Below are 15,530 nucleotides of genomic sequence, written 5' to 3'. Positions count from 1 at the left end.
ACGGTTCACTTCGGCTCCTCCTGCCAGCGGTAGCCGCGCGGGGTCACCATGCGTCCCGCGATGTCCCGGGTCGCGGTGTTGCCCACGGTCACGACCGTCATCATGTCGACCGTCGCCGGGTCCAGTGCGGCGAGCGTGGTGACCCGGCTCGACTCGTCCGGCCGGGACGCGTTGCGGACGACGCCGACGGGCGTCGCCGGCGTGCGGTGCTCGGCGAGGATGCCGAGCGCCTTCGGCAGCTGCCAGTCGCGGCCCCGCGACCGCGGGTTGTAGAAGGTGACGACGAGGTCCGCCTCGGCCGCCGCGCGCACCCGGCGCTCGATGACCTCCCACGGCGTGTGCAGGTCGGACAGGCTGATGGAGACATGGTCGTGGCCCAGCGGCGCGCCCAGGATCGCCCCGGCGGCCAGCGCGGCCGTCACCCCGGGCACCCCGACCACGTCGATGTCGTCCGACGCCTCCGCGAGCGCCGGGGAGGCCATCGCGTAGACGCCCGCGTCCCCGCTGCCGATCAGCGCCACCGCGTGCCCCTTGCGGGCCTCCGCGACCGCCGTACGGGCCCGCTCCTCCTCCGCGCCGAGCCCCGACTCCAGCACCCGGGTGCCCGGCCGCAGCAGATCGCGGATCTGCTCCACGTACTGGTCGAGCCCGACCAGCACCGACGCCCGCCGCAGCTCGGCCGCCGCGCGCGGGGTGAGCAGGTCCCGGGCGCCCGGCCCGAGCCCGACCACCGCGAGCCGCCCGCGCCCCGGACGCCGTACCACGGCACAGGTCGCCATCGCCGGCCGCCCGTCCGCCCGCTCCGACTTCCGCTTGGGGACGACGAGTTCACCGCCCTGCGCCAGCGCGGCGGCCTCCGCCACCGACGGCGTACCGACGGCCGCGAGCGGCGCGTCCGACGGGTTGGGCACCGCGACGCCGGCCAGCTCCTCGGCGGAGTACGTCACCAGGGGCACCCCGAGCCGCTCGGCGGCGGCGACGATGCCCGGCTCCCCGGCCTTGGCGTCCACGGTGGCGAGCAGGGCCACGGACTTCGGCGAGAGCCCCGCCTCCGCCAGCGCCTCCTCGATCAGGCCCAGCACCTCGGCCTCCGGCGCGCCCTTCGACGCGCCGACCCCGACCACCAGCGACGGCGGCCTGAGCAGCACCTCGCGTTCGCCGGGCGCGACGGCCCGGTCGGTGAGCCGCACGGTGTAGCGCCCCTCGGCCGCGAGGGGCAGCGGCGGCAGCGGCCACGCCACCTCCGCCTCCAGCGCGACCGGCTCGCCGTCCAGCAGCGCGCGGGAGACCACGGCCACCGATCCCTCGTACGGCAGCCCGAGCGTGTCCAGGCCGGGCAGTCCGGCCGCGTCCGTCGCCGTCGTCACCACCGGCTCCGCGCCCAGCAGGTCCCCGACCTCGCGGGCCAGTTCGTTGGCCCCGCCACCGTGCCCGCCGACCAGCGACACCGCGAAGCGGCCGCCCTCGTCCACGCACACCACGCCCGGGTCGGCCGCCTTGTCGCCGAGCAGCGGCGCGAGCAGCCGTACCACCGCCCCCGTCGCCAGGAAGCACACCACCTGCTCGCACTCGGCGAACGCGGCGCGCACGGCCTCCCCGACAGGACCCTCGTACACGCGCGTACGGTCCGGCCAGGCCGCGGCCAGCCGGTCCCGCGCCGCCGCTCCCGCCGCGGTGGCGGAAATGAGGCCGATCACTGGGCAACTCCTTCACTAGAGGCAGGGGTTCTGTCGCCCCACAGCAGAAACACAGGATTGGTCGCCGCCAGCCGGGTCACGTCCCCCGGCAACGGCGCCAGACGCGAGGACTGCAGCAGCACCCCGTCGCAGGTGAACCCGGCCGACGTCAGCGCCGCACGCGCCGCCGGCACCCGGTCCAGCGCGGCCATGGCGACGACGACCGTCCGCCGGGCCCGCCGCGCGCACGCGGTGACGACGGCGGGCAGCTCCCGGCCCCCGCCGCCGACGAACACCGCGTCCGGATCCGCCAGCTCCGCCAGAGCGGACGGTGCCGAACCGTGCACCACGTCCACGTCCACGCCGTGGGCGTCCGCGTTGGCACGGATCCGCTCGACCCCGTCCGCGGCCTTCTCCACGGCGACGACGGCCGCGCCGAGCCGCGCGCACTCCACCGCGACCGAGCCCGACCCGGCGCCCACGTCCCACACCAGGTCGCCGAGGCGCGGCCCCAGCCGGGCCAGGGCCAGCGCCCGCACCTCGAACTTGGTGATCATCGAGTCCCGGTGCGTGAACCCGTCCTCGTCCAGCGCCCACCGGTCCGGCGCCTGCGGCACCCCGGCCACCGTACGCACCGCGCCGAGCGCCCGGGCCTCGTCCAGGCACAGCACCACGCTCACCGCCGTACCCCAGTCCCGGGAAGCCGCCTCGGCGGCCGTCACCCGCTCCACGCGCTCCCGCTCCGGGTCGCCGAGGGCGCTCGCCACGACCAGGACCCGGTCACCGGGCAGCGCGCCGCCCAGCTCGGCGGGACCGGCCCCCGGGCCGGTCAGCACGGCCACCTTCGGCCGCGCCCGGCACACGTTCACCGCCGTACGCAGGTCCCGGCCGTGCGCGCTGACCACGACCGCGTCGTCCCAGGGCAGCCCGATCCTGGCGAAGGCGGTGGCCACGGAGGACACCCCGGGCCGTACGTCCAGCAGCCCGGTACCGAACCGCTCGGCCAGCGCCCGCACGATCCCGAAGAACCCCGGGTCACCGGAGGCCAGCACGACGACCGGCAGCTCCTTGCCGACGTACTCCGCGACGGTGTCCAGGGCGGGCGCCAGCGGCCCGAGCACGATCCGTCCGGCGCCCTCCGGCACCCGCACGGAGTCCAGGTGCCGCCGCCCGCCCACGACCAGCGCGGCCCCCGCGAGGACGTCCTCCGCGACCGGCGCCCCCGTCCCCGTCCCGACGACCGTGATCAACTCTTCGCCCTCTGCTCACGCAGGGCCCGCCGCGCCTGAGGGTCGGCCTTGCGGTACCCGTGGAAGTGACCCGGGTGGTACAGGTGCGAACGGGTGCCGCGCGCGTCCAGGGCCGGGCCGACCAGGAACAGGGTGTGCTTCCAGAGCTTGTGCTCCTTGACCGTCTCCTCCAGCGTGCCGACCGTGCACCGCACGACCAGCTCCTCCGGCCAGGTCGCCTGGTACGCCACCACCACCGGGGTGTCGGTGGGGTAGCCGCCCTCCAGCAGCTCCCGCACCAGCTGCCCGCTGCGCGCCGCCGACAGGAAGACCGCCATCGTGGTGCCGTGACGGGCGAACTCGCGCACCTCCTCACCGGGCGGCATCGGCGTCTTGCCCCCGCCCAGCCGGGTCAGCACCACGGACTGCGCGACCTCCGGGATCGTCAGCTCGCGCTGCGCGAGCGCGGCCACCGCGGAGAAGGCGGACACCCCCGGCACGACCTCGGTCGCGATGCCGATCTCGTGACAGCGGTCCAGCTGCTCCTGGGTGCCGCCCCACAGCGCCGGGTCGCCGGAGTGGATCCGGGCGACCTTCAGCCCTTCCTCGCGCGCACGCCGGTACACGGCGACGACGTCCTCCAGCGACATCGTCGCCGAGTCCAGGATCTCGGCGCCCTCCCGGGCGTGTTCCAGCACCTCGGCCTGGACCAGGCTCGCGGCCCAGATCACCACGTCGGCCTCGGCGATGGCCCGGGCGGCCCGGAACGTCAGCAGGTCGGCGGCGCCGGGGCCGGCACCGACGAAGGTCACCTTGCCGGTGGGGGCATCGGCCATGGGAATCGGTCCTCTCCTACAAGTGCTACGAGTACTGCGGCTGCTGCGGTCGGATATGCGCGGACGCCGGTCCATCGGATACCAAGGGCCTATGGCGGTCTTCGTCGCGCTCGGCGCGTTCCTGATGACGCTGGCCGGCGGCTGGACGGCACAGCGCGTGACCGACCGCCGCCACCTGGTCCTGGGCCTGGCCGGCGGGCTGATGCTGGGCGTGGTCGGCCTGGACCTGCTGCCGGAGGCACTGCACGCGGCCGACCGCGAGATCTTCGGCGTCCCCGCCGCCCTGCTGCTCTTCGTGGCCGGCTTTCTGCTGGCCCACCTGGTGGAGCGCACCCTGGCCGCGCGCCAGGCGGCGCACGGCGGCGCCGAGGGACACCACCACCGGGCGCCCGAGGTGGGGCTCGCGGCGGCCGGCGCGATGGTGGGCCACAGCGCCATGGACGGCGTGGCCATCGGCGCGGCCTTCCAGGTGGGCGGCGGCATGGCCACGGCCGTGGCGCTCGCCGTGATCGCCCACGACTTCGCCGACGGCTTCAACACCTTCACCATCACCAGCCTGTACGGCAACGCGCGCCGCCGGGCCATCGGGATGCTGGTCGCCGACGCCTGCGCACCGGTGCTGGGCGCGCTGTCCACGGCCTTCTTCCACATCCCCGAGCCGGTGCTCGGCGGCTATCTCGGCCTCTTCGGCGGCGTACTGCTCTATCTCGCCGCCGCCGAGATCCTGCCCGAGGCCCACCACGAGCACCCGGCCCGTTCCACCCTGCTGTGCACGGTGGCCGGCGCCGCGTTCATCTGGCTGGTGGTCGGCATCTCCGGCTGACCCCGCGGACGGTGTCACAGCTTCCCGCCCCGGCCGCCGTCCCGCCGCGGCGGCGCGATCAGCGTCGACAGATACGGCAGCGGCGTCCCGTCCAGCTCGGCGGCCGGCCGCACGGACTCCTCCGGCAGCCCGAGTGCCGAGCCCCACACGGCGCCGCCGAGCCGTCCGGTCTCCGCGAGCGCCTCGGCGACCTCGGCGGCCTGCCGGCCGAACTTGTACGCCACGACCGTCCCCGGCCCGGCGAGCGCCTCCTTCAGCACGGCGGACCCGGCGGTGACCGGTACGAGGGTGAGCGGCTCGGTGCCCTCGGTCAGCACGGCCCCGGACCGCGCCGCGAGATCCTGCATCGCGGTGATCCCGGGCACGGTCTCCACGGCGACGCCGGGCACCAGCTCCACGATGGTCTGCGCGAGGTAGGTGAACGTGGAGTACACGTTCGGGTCGCCGATGGTGGCGAAGGCGACGGACCCGTGCCGGCCGAGCAGCTCGGCGACCTGCGCACCGGCCGCGTCCCAGGCCGCCTCCCGACGTGCCCGGTCGGTCCGCTCGTTCAGCGCGAACACCACCCGGACGACCTTCTCCGCGGGCACGTAGTGCAACACGGTCGCCTCGGCCCGCCCCCGCTCGAGGGTGTCCATCACGGGTACGACGACGACGTCGGCGGCCCGCAGGGCGTTGACCCCCTTGACGGTCACCAGCTCCGGGTCACCGGGACCGACCCCGACTCCGACCAGCCTGCTGCTCATGACGTCCGGCACCTCTCCACGAACCGACGGGCGACACCGGGCTCGGACGCCCAGTGCGTGTGCAGATAACTCGCGTGCACGCCCTGCTGTACGAAACCTTCGACCCGCCGGACCGGGGCCCGTACGCCCCAGGCGGGAGCGGCACCGGCGCCCGGCTCGGCGACGGTGCGGTGGAACTCGTGCCCGCGCATCCGTGTCCCGGCCACCGCCAGCACGCTGTCGCCGACGGCCACGGCGTCCCGGTAGCCGAGGGTCAGCCGCTCGCTCATCCGCGCGGTGGCGTCCAGCACACCGCACATGGGGCGGCCGTCCAGCTCCCGGCACAGGTAGAGCAGTCCGGCACACTCCGCCGCCACCGGCGCCCCGGAGAGCGCCAGTTCGGCGACGGCCCTGCGCAACGGCTCGTTGGCGGACAGCTCACTCGCGTACACCTCGGGGAAGCCGCCGCCGATGACCAGCCCGGCCGTACCCTCGGGCAGTCGCTCGTCCCGCAGCGGATCGAAGGTGACCACTTCGGCACCGGCGGCGACGAGCAGCTCGGTGTGTTCGGCATAGCAAAAGGTGAACGCGGCCCCCCCGGCGACGGCGACAACAGGCCCCCGGACCGACGACACCCCCCGCCCCTCGGCGGACTGCCCCCGCTGCCCGTCCCGCCCTTCGGCCGACCGGGCCGACTCCTCGTCCCGCCGTTCAGCCGAGCGAGTCGGGTGGATGGGTGGGCCGGCGGGGGTCCAGGGGGCGGAGCCCCCTGGGAGGTCCCCGGCAGCCCGGGCCAGCGCCTCGACGGCGTCCAGGTCACACCCGGCGGCCACCTGCGCAGCCATCGCCGCGACGGCGTCGACCGCGGCCGACCGCCGCTCGGCGACCGGCACCAGCCCCAGATGCCGGGACGGCGTGTCCACCTGGGGAACCCTCCGCAGCACCCCCAGCACCGGCACCCCGGCGGAATCCAGCGCCTCCCGCAGCAGCTCCTCGTGCCGGTCGGACGCCACCTTGTTCAGGATCACGCCCCCGACCCGCACCTCCGGATCCCAGGACGCGAACCCGTGCACCAGCGCCGCCACCGACCGCGACTGCGAGGACGCGTCCACGACCAGCACGACCGGCGCGCGCAGCAGCTTGGCGACATGGGCGGTGGACGCCAGTTCGCCCTCCCCGGCGGCCCCGTCGTACAGCCCCATCACGCCCTCGACCACGGCCAGGTCGCAGCCCCGCGCCCCGTGCAGGAACAGCGGAGCGATCAGCTCCGGCCCGCACAGGTACGCGTCCAGGTTGCGCCCCGTCCGCCCGGTCGCGAGGGCGTGATAGCCGGGGTCGATGTAGTCCGGTCCGACCTTGTGCGGGGACACGGCGAGCCCCCGCGCGGCGAACGCGGCCATCAGCCCCGTGGCGACGGTGGTCTTGCCGCTGCCCGAGGAGGGCGCGGCGACGACCAGCCGGGGAACGGCAGTCACCACTCGATGCCCTTCTGGCCCTTCTGCCCCACGTCCATGGGGTGCTTGACCTTGGACATGTCGGTGACCAGGTCCGCGAGGTCCACCAGCTTCTCCGGTGCGTTCCGCCCGGTGATCACCACGTGCTGGGTGCCCGGCCGGCCGCGCAGCACCTCGACCACCTCGTCGGTGTCGACCCAGCCCCAGTGCATCGGGTACGCGAACTCGTCCAGCACGTACAGCCGGTACGTCTCGGCGGCCAGGTCCCGCTTGACCTGTTCCCAGCCCTCCCGGGCCTTCTCCTCGTTGTCCATCTGGGCGTCCCGCTGGACCCACGACCAGCCCTCGCCCATCTTGTGCCAGTCGACGGTGCCGCCCTCGCCGGAGGCGCCGAGCACCCGTAGCGCGTTCTCCTCGCCGACCTTCCACTTCGCCGACTTGACGAACTGGAACACCCCGATGGGCCACCCCTGGTTCCAGGCGCGCAGCGCGAGCCCGAACGCGGCCGTCGACTTGCCCTTGCCGACGCCCGTGTGCACGACGACGAGTGGCCGGTTCCGCCGCTGACGGGTCGTCAGGCCGTCGTCCGGTACGACACTCGGCTGTCCCTGCGGCATTACGCGGCCCTCCTCGACGTCCCCTGCACATTCCTGACCAGCCCGGCGATCGAGTCGGCCCGCAGCTCGTCCAGCGTCACCGCCGTACCGCCCAGCTCACCCGCGAGCTGCCCGGCGAGCCCGAGCCGCACTGGACCCGACTCGCAGTCCACGACCACCGAGGCGATCCCCTCGGCCGCGAACAGCCGTGCCGCCCGCCCCGCGTGGGCGACCGGCTCCGGGCCACCGGTGGCCCGCCCGTCGGTCACCAGCACGACCAGCGCCCGCCGCGCCGGATCCCGCAGCCGCTCCACCCGCAGCACCTCGTGCGCCTTCAGCAGCCCGGCGGCCAGCGGCGTACGGCCACCGGTCGGCAGCGACTCCAGCCGCGCGGCGGCGGCGTCGACGGAGGACGTCGGCGGCAGCGCCACGTCCGCGGCGGAGCCCCGGAAGGTCACCAGACCGACCTTGTCCCGCCGCTGGTAGGCGTCGAGGAGGAGCGACAGGACGGCACCCTTGACGGCGCTCATCCGCTGCCGCGCGGCCATCGATCCGGAGGCGTCCACCACGAACAGCACGAGGTTCCCCTCGCGCCCCTCGCGGGCCGCCTGCCGCAGATCGTCCCGGCGGATCACCAGCCCCGGCCCGGACCGGCCGCGCGCCCGCTGGTGCGGGGCCGCGGCCTGCACGGTGGCGGCCAGGTGCAGCTTGGTCAGCGTCCCGCGGGGCCGCCGGGCCCCGGTGGTCCTGCCGTGCTCGGTCCGCGCCCGCGACCGCCGCCCGGCGGCGCCCTCGCCGATCCCGGGCACGCTCAGCACCTTGGCCCGGAACGGCTCGGCGGCGCGTACCGCCGACTGCTCCCGCGCGCCGGACGCCTGCGGCTGCCCGTCCTCACCGGCCTCGGGCTGCGCGGCGGAGCCGCCGTCGGCCCCCGGGCCGCTGTCCGGCGCCGGCTGTCCGCCGCCGCCCCCGGGACCGTCCGGACCGGGGTCGTCGTCGCCTTCGCCATCGCCTTCGCCGGAGTACTCCTCCAGCGTCTCGTCCAGCTTGTCCTCGTCCAGGCCCGGCGCGTCGAAGGGGTTGCGCCGGCGCCGGTGCGGCAGCGCCAGCAGCGCAGCCTGCCGTACGTCCTCCGCGAGCACCTCGGTCCGCCCGGCCCACGCCGCCAGCGCGGTGGCGGTCCGCGCCATCACGATGTCGGCCCGCATGCCGTCCACCTCGAAGGCCGCGCAGGTCGCCGCGATCTGCCGCAGCGCGCCGTCGCCGAGCCGCACCTGCGGCAGCAGCCGCCGTGCCGCCACGATCCGCTGCCGTACGGCGGCCTCCTCCTCGGCCCACCGGGCCGCGAACGCGGCCGGGTCGTCGTCGTACGCCAGCCGGCGGCGCACCACCTCGACCCGCTGCTCGGGCTCCCGCGAGGCCGCGACCTCCACGGTCAGCCCGAACCGGTCCAGCAGCTGCGGGCGCAGCTCGCCCTCCTCGGGGTTCATGGTGCCCACGAGCAGGAAGCGGGCCGCATGCCGCACCGAGACGCCCTCGCGCTCGACGTACGAGGCACCCATCGCCGCCGCGTCCAGCAGCAGGTCGACCAGGTGGTCGTGGAGGAGGTTGACCTCGTCGACGTACAGGATCCCGCGGTGCGCGTCGGCCAGCAGGCCCGGCTCGAACGCCTTCACGCCCTCGGCGAGCGCCCGCTCGATGTCGAGCGCGCCGACCAGCCGGTCCTCGGAGGCGCCGACGGGCAGCTCGACCATCCGCGCGGGCCGCTCGCCGCCGCTGCCGGCCTCGTGCGGTCCGTCCGGGCAGGTCGGGTCGGGGGAGGCCGGGTCGCACGAGAACCGGCAGCCTGGCACCACGGCCACCTCGGGCAGCAGCGCCGAAAGGGCGCGCACGGCCGTCGACTTGGCGGTGCCCTTCTCGCCCCGCACCAGCACACCGCCGACCGCCGGCGACACGGCGTTCAGCAGCAGCGCGAGCCGCAGGTCGTCCTGACCGACGACGGCCGTAAAGGGGAACGGGGTGGTCACTGGTCGCCCTCCAAGTCGCCTTCCAGCTCCAGATAGGTGGCACGCAGCCGCTCCAGCGTGTCCGCGTCCGGCTCCGCCCACAGCCCGCGGTCCGCCGCCTCCAGCAGCCGCTCGGTGATCCCGCGCAGCGCCCACGGGTTGGACTTCTTCATGAAGTCCCGGTTCTCCGGGTCGAAGACGTACTCGGCGCTGAGCTTCTCGTACATCCAGTCGTCGACCACACCGGCCGTCGCGTCGTACCCGAACAGGTAGTCCACGGTCGCCGCCATCTCGAAGGCGCCCTTGTAGCCGTGCCGGCGCATGGCCGCCATCCAGCGCGGGTTGACCACGCGCGCGCGGAAGACACGGTGCGTCTCCTCGCCCAGCGTGCGCGTCTTCACCTGGTCGGGGACGGCGCTGTCGCCCACGTACGCCTCGGGGCTGGCCCCCGTCAGATGGCGCACCATGGCGACCATGCCGCCGTGGTACTGGAAGTAGTCGTCGGCGTCGACCAGGTCGTGCTCACGGGTGTCGACGTTCTTCGCCGCCACCGCGATCCGCCGGAACGCGGTCTCCATGTCCCCGCGCGCCGCCCGCCCGTCGAGCCCGCGCCCGTAGGCGTACCCGCCCCACACCGCGTACACCTCGGCCAGGTCGGCGTCGGAGCGCCAGTTGCGGGCGTCGATCAGCGGCAGCAGACCGGCACCGTAGGCCCCCGGCTTGGAGCCGAAGATCCGGGCCGTGGCCCGGCGCCGGTCGCCGTGCCCGGCGGTGTCCTCCTCCACGTGCGCCCGCACGTGGTTGGACTCGGCCGGCTCGTCCAGCTCGGCCACCGCCCGCACCGCGTCGTCGATCAGCCCGACCACATGCGGGAACGCGTCCCGGAAAAAGCCGGAGATGCGGACGGTGACGTCGATGCGCGGACGCCCCAGCTCCGCCAGGGGAATCACCTCGAAACCGGTCACCCGGCGCGAGGCCTCGTCCCACACCGGCCGGCAGCCCAGCAGCGCCAGGATCTCGGCGATGTCGTCGCCCTGCGTGCGCATCGCGGACGTGCCCCACACCGTCAGACCCACCGACTTCGGGTACTCGCCGGTGTCCTGGAGATAGCGGGCGATCAGGGAGTCCGCGAGCGACTGGCCGACCTCCCAGCTCAGCCGGGACGGAATCGCCTTGGGGTCGACCGAGTAGAAGTTGCGGCCCGTCGGCAGCACGTTCACCAGACCGCGGGTCGGCGAGCCCGAGGGGCCGGCCGGGACGTATCCGCCGTCCAGGGCCCGCAGGATGTGCCCGATCTCGTCGGTGGTCCGCGCCAGCCGCGGGACGACCTCGTCGCACGCGAACTCCAGCACGGCGACCGCCTCGGGGAGCTCGGTGCCGAGCACGCCCCGCAGCACCGCGGGCACGACCGCACGGCCCCACGCCCGCGCCTCCATGCCCTCGGCGATCCCCCGGCACAGCTGCTCCAGCAGGTCGATCGCGTCGGCGGCGGTCCGGGACGGGCCGTCGGCCAGGCCGGTCAGCTCGGCCGGCACCTTCACCGGAGCGCCGGGCTCGGCCAGCAGCTCCTTCTCGTCCAGCCCGAAGTGAGCCGCCAGACAGGCCCGCAGACCGGGCAGCGCGTTCGCCTGGCCGCCCCACACCTGCGAGGCGCGCAGCACGGCCAGCACGAGGTTCACGCGCGGCTCGGCGACGGGTCCGCCGCCCAGGATGTGCAGGCCGTCGCGGATCTGCACGTCCTTGATCTCGCACAGATAGCCGTCGATGTGCATGACGAACTCGTCGAAGGCGTCGTCGTCCGGCTGCTCGTCCACATGCAGGTCGTGGTGCAGCTCGGCCGCCTTGACCAGGGTCCAGATCTGGGCGCGGACGGCCGGGGCCTTCGCCGGGTCCAGGTCGGAGACGAGCGCGTACTCGTCCAGCAGCTGCTCCAGCTTGGCCAGGTCGCCGTAGGTGTCGGCGCGCGCCATCGGCGGGACCAGGTGGTCGACCACCGTGGCGTGCCCGCGCCGCTTGGCCTGGGTGCCCTCGCCGGGGTCGTTGACGATGAACGGGTAGATCAGCGGCAGCTCGCCGAGGACGGCGTCCGGCGCGCAGCCGGAACTCAGTCCCAGGCCCTTGCCCGGCAGCCACTCCATCGTGCCGTGCTTGCCCATGTGCACGATCGCGTCGGCGCCGAAGCTGTTGTCCAGCCAGCGGTAGGCCGCCATGTAGTGGTGCGAGGGCGGCATGTCGGGGTCGTGGTAGATCGCGATCGGGTTCTCGCCGAAGCCGCGCGGCGGCTGGATCATCACGACGACGTTCCCGAACTGCAAGGAGGCGAGCACGATGTCGTCGCCGTCGACGTACAGGCTGCCCGGCGGCTCGCCCCACGCCTCGGTCATCGCGTCCCGCAGCTCCGGGTCCAGCTTCTCGAACCAGGCCCGGTAGTCGGCCAGCGGCACCCGCGCGGGCGCGGCGGCCAGCTGCTCCTCGGTCAGCCACTCCACGTCGTGGCCGCCGGCCTCGATGAGCCGGTGGATCAACTCGTCGCCGGCGTCCGGGTACTCGGTCAGCCCGTACCCGGCGTCCCGGAGCGCGTCCAGCACCCGCACCGCCGACGCGGGCGTGTCCAGGCCGACGGCGTTGCCGACGCGGGAGTGCTTGGTCGGGTACGCGGTGAAGACGAGCGCGACCTTCTTCTCGGCGTTCGGCTTGTGCTTCAGCCGGGCGTGCCGGAGGGCGATCCCGGCGACGCGGGCGGCCCGCTCGGGGTCGGCGGCGTACACCGGCACGTCGTCGGGGCCCTGCTCCTTGAAGGAGAAGGGCACGGTGACGAGGCGGCCGTCGAACTCCGGGATCGCGACCTGCATCGCCGCGTCCATGGGGGACAGGGCGGCGTCCGACTCCTCCCAGGCGGCCCGCGAGGAGGTGAGGCAGAGCCCCTGGAGGACGGGCACGTCCAGGTCGGCGAGGGCGCCGATGTCCCAGGCCTCCTCGTCGCCACCCGCCGACGCCTGCGAGGCGTGCGTGCCGCCGGCCGCGAGCACGGTGGCCACCAGCGCGTCCGCCCGCCCCAGCAGCGCGTACAGCGCGGGGTCCGCGCCGCGCAGCGAACCGCAGTAGACGGGAAGGGCGTTGGCGCCTCGCGCCTCGATCGCCTCGCACAAGGTGTCCACGAAGGCGGTGTTGCCGCTCAGCTCGTGCGCCCGGTAGAAGAGCACGCCCACGGTCGGGCGGCCGTCCAGGGTCTCGTACGAGCCGTGCACGCCGAACTCCGGCATCCGGCGCGGCTCCTCGAAGCCCTCACCGGTCAGCAGCACGGTGTCCGACAGGAACCGGGACAGCTCCAGCAGGTTCTCGGGGCCGCCCTCGACCAGGTACTTCAGCGCCTCGGCGACCACGCCGGCCGGCACGGAGGACTCGGCCATCAGCTCCGCGTCCGGCACGGCCTCGCCGCCCAGCAGCACGGTCGGGATGCCAGCCGCCTTCAGCGCGGCCAGCCCGTCCTCCCAGGCCCGCTTGCCGCCCAGCAGGCGTACGACGGCCAGGTCCGCGCCCTCGATCAGGCCCGGCAGCTCCCCGGCGACGTCGACCCGGGTGGGGTTGCCGATGCGGTACCCGGCGCCGGAGGCCCGGGCCGCCAGCAGATCCGTGTCGGCGGTCGACAACAACAACACTGTGCTCATGCGGGCGCTCCCGGTGGAATGAAAGGCAGTCCTTGCGGCGCGCCCGACTCGATGAGCCGCCAGAGCGCGTCCGTGTCCGCGTGCTGTTCGATCAGGTCGCCGAGCCGGTCGAGCTGCTCCTCGCGCAGCGCGGCGAAGGAGGTGTCCGGCGCGGGCACGAAGCGGCGGCCCGCGGCGGCGGCCACCTCGCGCAGGAAGGCCCGCCGGAAACCGTCCGACTCCAGCGAACCGTGCCAGTGGGTGCCCCAGGTCTGGCCGGCCCGGCAGCCGTCCAGGAAGGGTTCGCCGCTTTCGACGGTGGCCACCCCGTGGTGGATCTCGTAGCCGTCGACCCGCTCGCCGAGGGCTTCCCCGCTCGGCCGGGTGAGGGTCTTCTCGCGGGCGAACCGCACCCGCACGGGCAGCATCCCGAGCCCGTCGACCGCGCCGGCGCGCGACTCGACCTCGTCCTCGATGTGCTCGCCGAGGATCTGGAAGCCGCCGCAGATGCCGAGGACCGGACGTCCTTCGGCGGCCCGCCGTACCAGCGCCTGCGCCAGCCCGCGTTCGCGCAGCCACTCCAGGGCCCGTACGGTCCCGCGGGTGCCCGGGACCACCACGAGGTCGGCGTCCGCCAGCTCCTCCGGGCGGTCCGCGAACCGCACCACGACCCCCGGTTCGGCGGCCAGCGCGTCCACGTCCGTGAAGTTGGACATGAGCGGGATCGCGCACACGGCGACCCGCAGCACGTCCTCGCCGACCGGGGGCGCCACGGTGGACTCCCGGACCGTGCCGCGCAGCGAGACGCGCAGTCCGTCCTCCTCGTCGATGCCGAGCCCGTGCCGGAAGGGGAGCACTCCGTACGTGTGCCGCCCGGTGAGCCCGTGCAGCATGTCCAGGCCGGGCTCCAGCAGGGAGACGTCCCCGCGGAACTTGTTCACCAGGAAACCGGCGACCAGTTCCTGGTCCTCCCGGGAGAGCAGGGCCACGGTCCCGAAGAACGAGGCGAAGACGCCCCCGCGGTCGATGTCGCCGACCACGAGGACGGGCAGCCGCGCACCCCGCGCGATGCCCATGTTGACGATGTCGGTCCGGCGCAGATTGATCTCGGCCGGACTTCCCGCCCCCTCACAGATCACCGCGTCATACGTGCCCCGCAACTCGGCCAGGCAGTCCAGCACCGTGCCGAGCAGCCGCTGCTGGCGCCCGCCGTGGTACCCCCGCGCGCTCATCTCGCCCACCGGCTTGCCCAGCAGCACGACCTGGCTGCTCTGTTCGCCACCGGGCTTGAGCAGCACCGGGTTCATCAGCGCGGTCGGCTCGATCCGGCACGCCTGGGCCTGCATGGCCTGCGCCCGGCCGATCTCCGCGCCCTCCCGTGTGACGAAGGAGTTGAGGGACATGTTCTGCGCCTTGAACGGCGCGACCTTCACGCCCTGGCGCACCAGCCAGCGGCAGATGCCGGCCGTCACGACGCTCTTGCCGGCGTCGGAGGTGGTGCCGGCGACGAGCAGACCACCGTTCACTTGCCACGTCCCTTCAGGAGTGCGCGGGCGGCGACCGTGGTGCCGAGCGCGAGCAGCCCGACCCGGCGGGAGAGCCGTACGGCCCGGTCGATGTCGGTGACCCGGACCGGCCGTCCGGAGGCGCCGTTGAGCACGGGCCGGTGTTCGACCCGGCCGCCGTAGGAGAGCGTCCCGCCCAGCCGGACGCCGAGGGCACCGGCGAAGGAGGCCTCAACGGGCCCGGCGTTGGGGCTGGGGTGCCTGCGGGCGTCGGCCTTCCAGGCGCGCAGGGCGCCGCGCGGATCGGGTCCGGCCACGGCGGCGAGTACGGCGGTCAGCCGGGCGCCCGGCCAGCCGGCGACGTCGTCGAGGCGGGCGGAGGCCCAGCCGAAGCGCCGGTGGCGCGGCGACTTGTGACCCACCATGGCGTCCAGGGTGTTGACCGCCCGGAACCCGAGGAGTCCGGGGACTCCGGCCACGGCGCCCCAGACGAGGGCGCCGACCACGGCGTCGGAGGTGTTCTCGGCGACCGACTCGACCACGGCCCGAGCGATCCCGTCGGCGTCCAGCGCCTGCGGGTCCCGGCCGCACAGATGGGGCAGCCGGGCCCGGGCGGCCTCGATGTCCCCGGCCTCCAGGGCGCGTGTGACGGTAAGGGCCTCCCGGGCCAGCGAGGTGCCGCCGACGACGGCCCAGACGGCGGTGGCGGTCAGCGCGACGGAAGCGGAACGGGAGGGGCGTACGGCACGTGCGGCCAGCGCGCCGAGAGCGACGGCGCCGCCGGCGCACACAGTCGTGTGCAGGGCGCCCCAGCCGCGGTGGTCGCGCCACAAGGCGCCTTCCACGGCTCCGGCCGCCCGGCCGAAAACGGCGACCGGATGCCCGCGGCGGGGATCGCCGAGGAGCAGGTCACCGAGAACGCCGGCGGCGGCACCGTACGCGTATGTGCGATCGGCACCCATCGGCTCAGCCGGCCGTGGGCACAGGAGCGGTCCTGGTACTGGTCCTTCGGCAGCCGGGCATGGCGATCGGT

Annotated in this window: 11 protein-coding genes; 1 reads left to right on the top strand and 10 read right to left on the bottom strand. The window is 74.7% G+C overall.

Annotated features, from left to right (window positions below; all coding sequences use genetic code 11):
• Positions 1 to 5: 5 nt before the first annotated feature.
• The 3 genes from cobJ to cobM are packed head-to-tail and all read right to left on the bottom strand — an operon-like array spanning position 6 to position 3,741.
• On the bottom strand, positions 6 to 1,697 hold the full coding sequence (gene cobJ / locus FHS34_RS33040; protein ID WP_184972368.1) for a precorrin-3B C(17)-methyltransferase: 1,692 nt from the start codon (positions 1,695 to 1,697) through the stop codon (positions 6 to 8).
• A complete protein-coding gene (gene cbiE, locus FHS34_RS33035) occupies positions 1,694 to 2,926 on the bottom strand; it encodes a precorrin-6y C5,15-methyltransferase (decarboxylating) subunit CbiE (protein ID WP_184972366.1) in 1,233 nt (410 codons plus the stop codon). The genes cobJ and cbiE overlap by 4 nt, the downstream gene beginning before the upstream one ends.
• Positions 2,923 to 3,741, bottom strand: coding sequence for a precorrin-4 C(11)-methyltransferase (gene cobM / locus FHS34_RS33030; protein WP_184972364.1), 819 nt, complete (start codon positions 3,739 to 3,741; stop codon positions 2,923 to 2,925). Before cobM ends, cbiE begins: the two co-directional genes overlap by 4 nt.
• 91 nt (positions 3,742 to 3,832) lie before the next feature.
• On the opposite strand from cobM, the gene FHS34_RS33025 reads away from it, so the two are divergent.
• Entirely contained in the window at positions 3,833 to 4,564 is a 732-nt protein-coding gene (locus FHS34_RS33025; RefSeq protein ID WP_184972362.1) for a ZIP family metal transporter, read from the top strand.
• 14 nt (positions 4,565 to 4,578) lie between these two features.
• Here the strand turns inward: FHS34_RS33025 and cobI are convergent, their stop codons facing one another.
• The 7 genes from cobI to FHS34_RS32990 are packed head-to-tail and all read right to left on the bottom strand — an operon-like array spanning position 4,579 to position 15,459.
• A complete protein-coding gene (gene cobI, locus FHS34_RS33020) occupies positions 4,579 to 5,310 on the bottom strand; it encodes a precorrin-2 C(20)-methyltransferase (protein ID WP_184972360.1) in 732 nt (243 codons plus the stop codon).
• Positions 5,307 to 6,767, bottom strand: coding sequence for a cobyrinic acid a,c-diamide synthase CobB (locus tag FHS34_RS33015; RefSeq protein ID WP_184972358.1), 1,461 nt, complete (start codon positions 6,765 to 6,767; stop codon positions 5,307 to 5,309). The genes cobI and FHS34_RS33015 overlap by 4 nt, the downstream gene beginning before the upstream one ends.
• Positions 6,761 to 7,360, bottom strand: a complete 600-nt coding sequence (gene cobO, locus FHS34_RS33010; RefSeq protein ID WP_184972356.1) for a cob(I)yrinic acid a,c-diamide adenosyltransferase — start codon at positions 7,358 to 7,360, stop codon at positions 6,761 to 6,763. The genes FHS34_RS33015 and cobO overlap by 7 nt, the downstream gene beginning before the upstream one ends.
• The gene (locus tag FHS34_RS33005; RefSeq protein ID WP_184972354.1) at positions 7,360 to 9,366 is read right to left on the bottom strand and encodes a putative cobaltochelatase; all 2,007 of its coding nucleotides are present in this window, start codon (positions 9,364 to 9,366) and stop codon (positions 7,360 to 7,362) included. The genes cobO and FHS34_RS33005 overlap by 1 nt, the downstream gene beginning before the upstream one ends.
• On the bottom strand, positions 9,363 to 13,013 hold the full coding sequence (gene cobN, locus FHS34_RS33000) for a cobaltochelatase subunit CobN (protein ID WP_184972352.1): 3,651 nt from the start codon (positions 13,011 to 13,013) through the stop codon (positions 9,363 to 9,365). The genes FHS34_RS33005 and cobN overlap by 4 nt, the downstream gene beginning before the upstream one ends.
• Positions 13,010 to 14,518 carry a cobyric acid synthase gene (locus FHS34_RS32995; RefSeq protein WP_184972349.1) on the bottom strand — a complete coding sequence of 503 codons (1,509 nt, stop codon included), beginning with the start codon at positions 14,516 to 14,518 and terminating at the stop codon, positions 13,010 to 13,012. Before FHS34_RS32995 ends, cobN begins: the two co-directional genes overlap by 4 nt.
• Entirely contained in the window at positions 14,515 to 15,459 is a 945-nt protein-coding gene (locus FHS34_RS32990) for a cobalamin biosynthesis protein (protein WP_184972347.1), read from the bottom strand. The genes FHS34_RS32995 and FHS34_RS32990 overlap by 4 nt, the downstream gene beginning before the upstream one ends.
• Positions 15,460 to 15,530 lie beyond the last annotated feature (71 nt).

The sequence above is a fragment of the Streptomyces echinatus genome (genome assembly GCF_014203595.1).
Lineage (GTDB): Bacteria > Actinomycetota > Actinomycetes > Streptomycetales > Streptomycetaceae > Streptomyces > Streptomyces echinatus.
Note: the sequence above shows the minus strand (reverse complement) of the source record. Positions and strands in the feature narration are given on the sequence as shown.

Coding starts and splice junctions, on each gene's coding strand:
- cobM (WP_184972364.1), bottom strand. CDS start 3,741: ATGGCCGATGCCCCCACCGGCAAGGTGACCTTCGTCGGTGCCGGCCCC.
- FHS34_RS33025 (WP_184972362.1), top strand. CDS start 3,833: ATGGCGGTCTTCGTCGCGCTCGGCGCGTTCCTGATGACGCTGGCCGGC.
- cobI (WP_184972360.1), bottom strand. CDS start 5,310: ATGAGCAGCAGGCTGGTCGGAGTCGGGGTCGGTCCCGGTGACCCGGAG.
- cobO (WP_184972356.1), bottom strand. CDS start 7,360: ATGCCGCAGGGACAGCCGAGTGTCGTACCGGACGACGGCCTGACGACC.
- cobN (WP_184972352.1), bottom strand. CDS start 13,013: ATGAGCACAGTGTTGTTGTTGTCGACCGCCGACACGGATCTGCTGGCG.
- FHS34_RS32990 (WP_184972347.1), bottom strand. CDS start 15,459: ATGGGTGCCGATCGCACATACGCGTACGGTGCCGCCGCCGGCGTTCTC.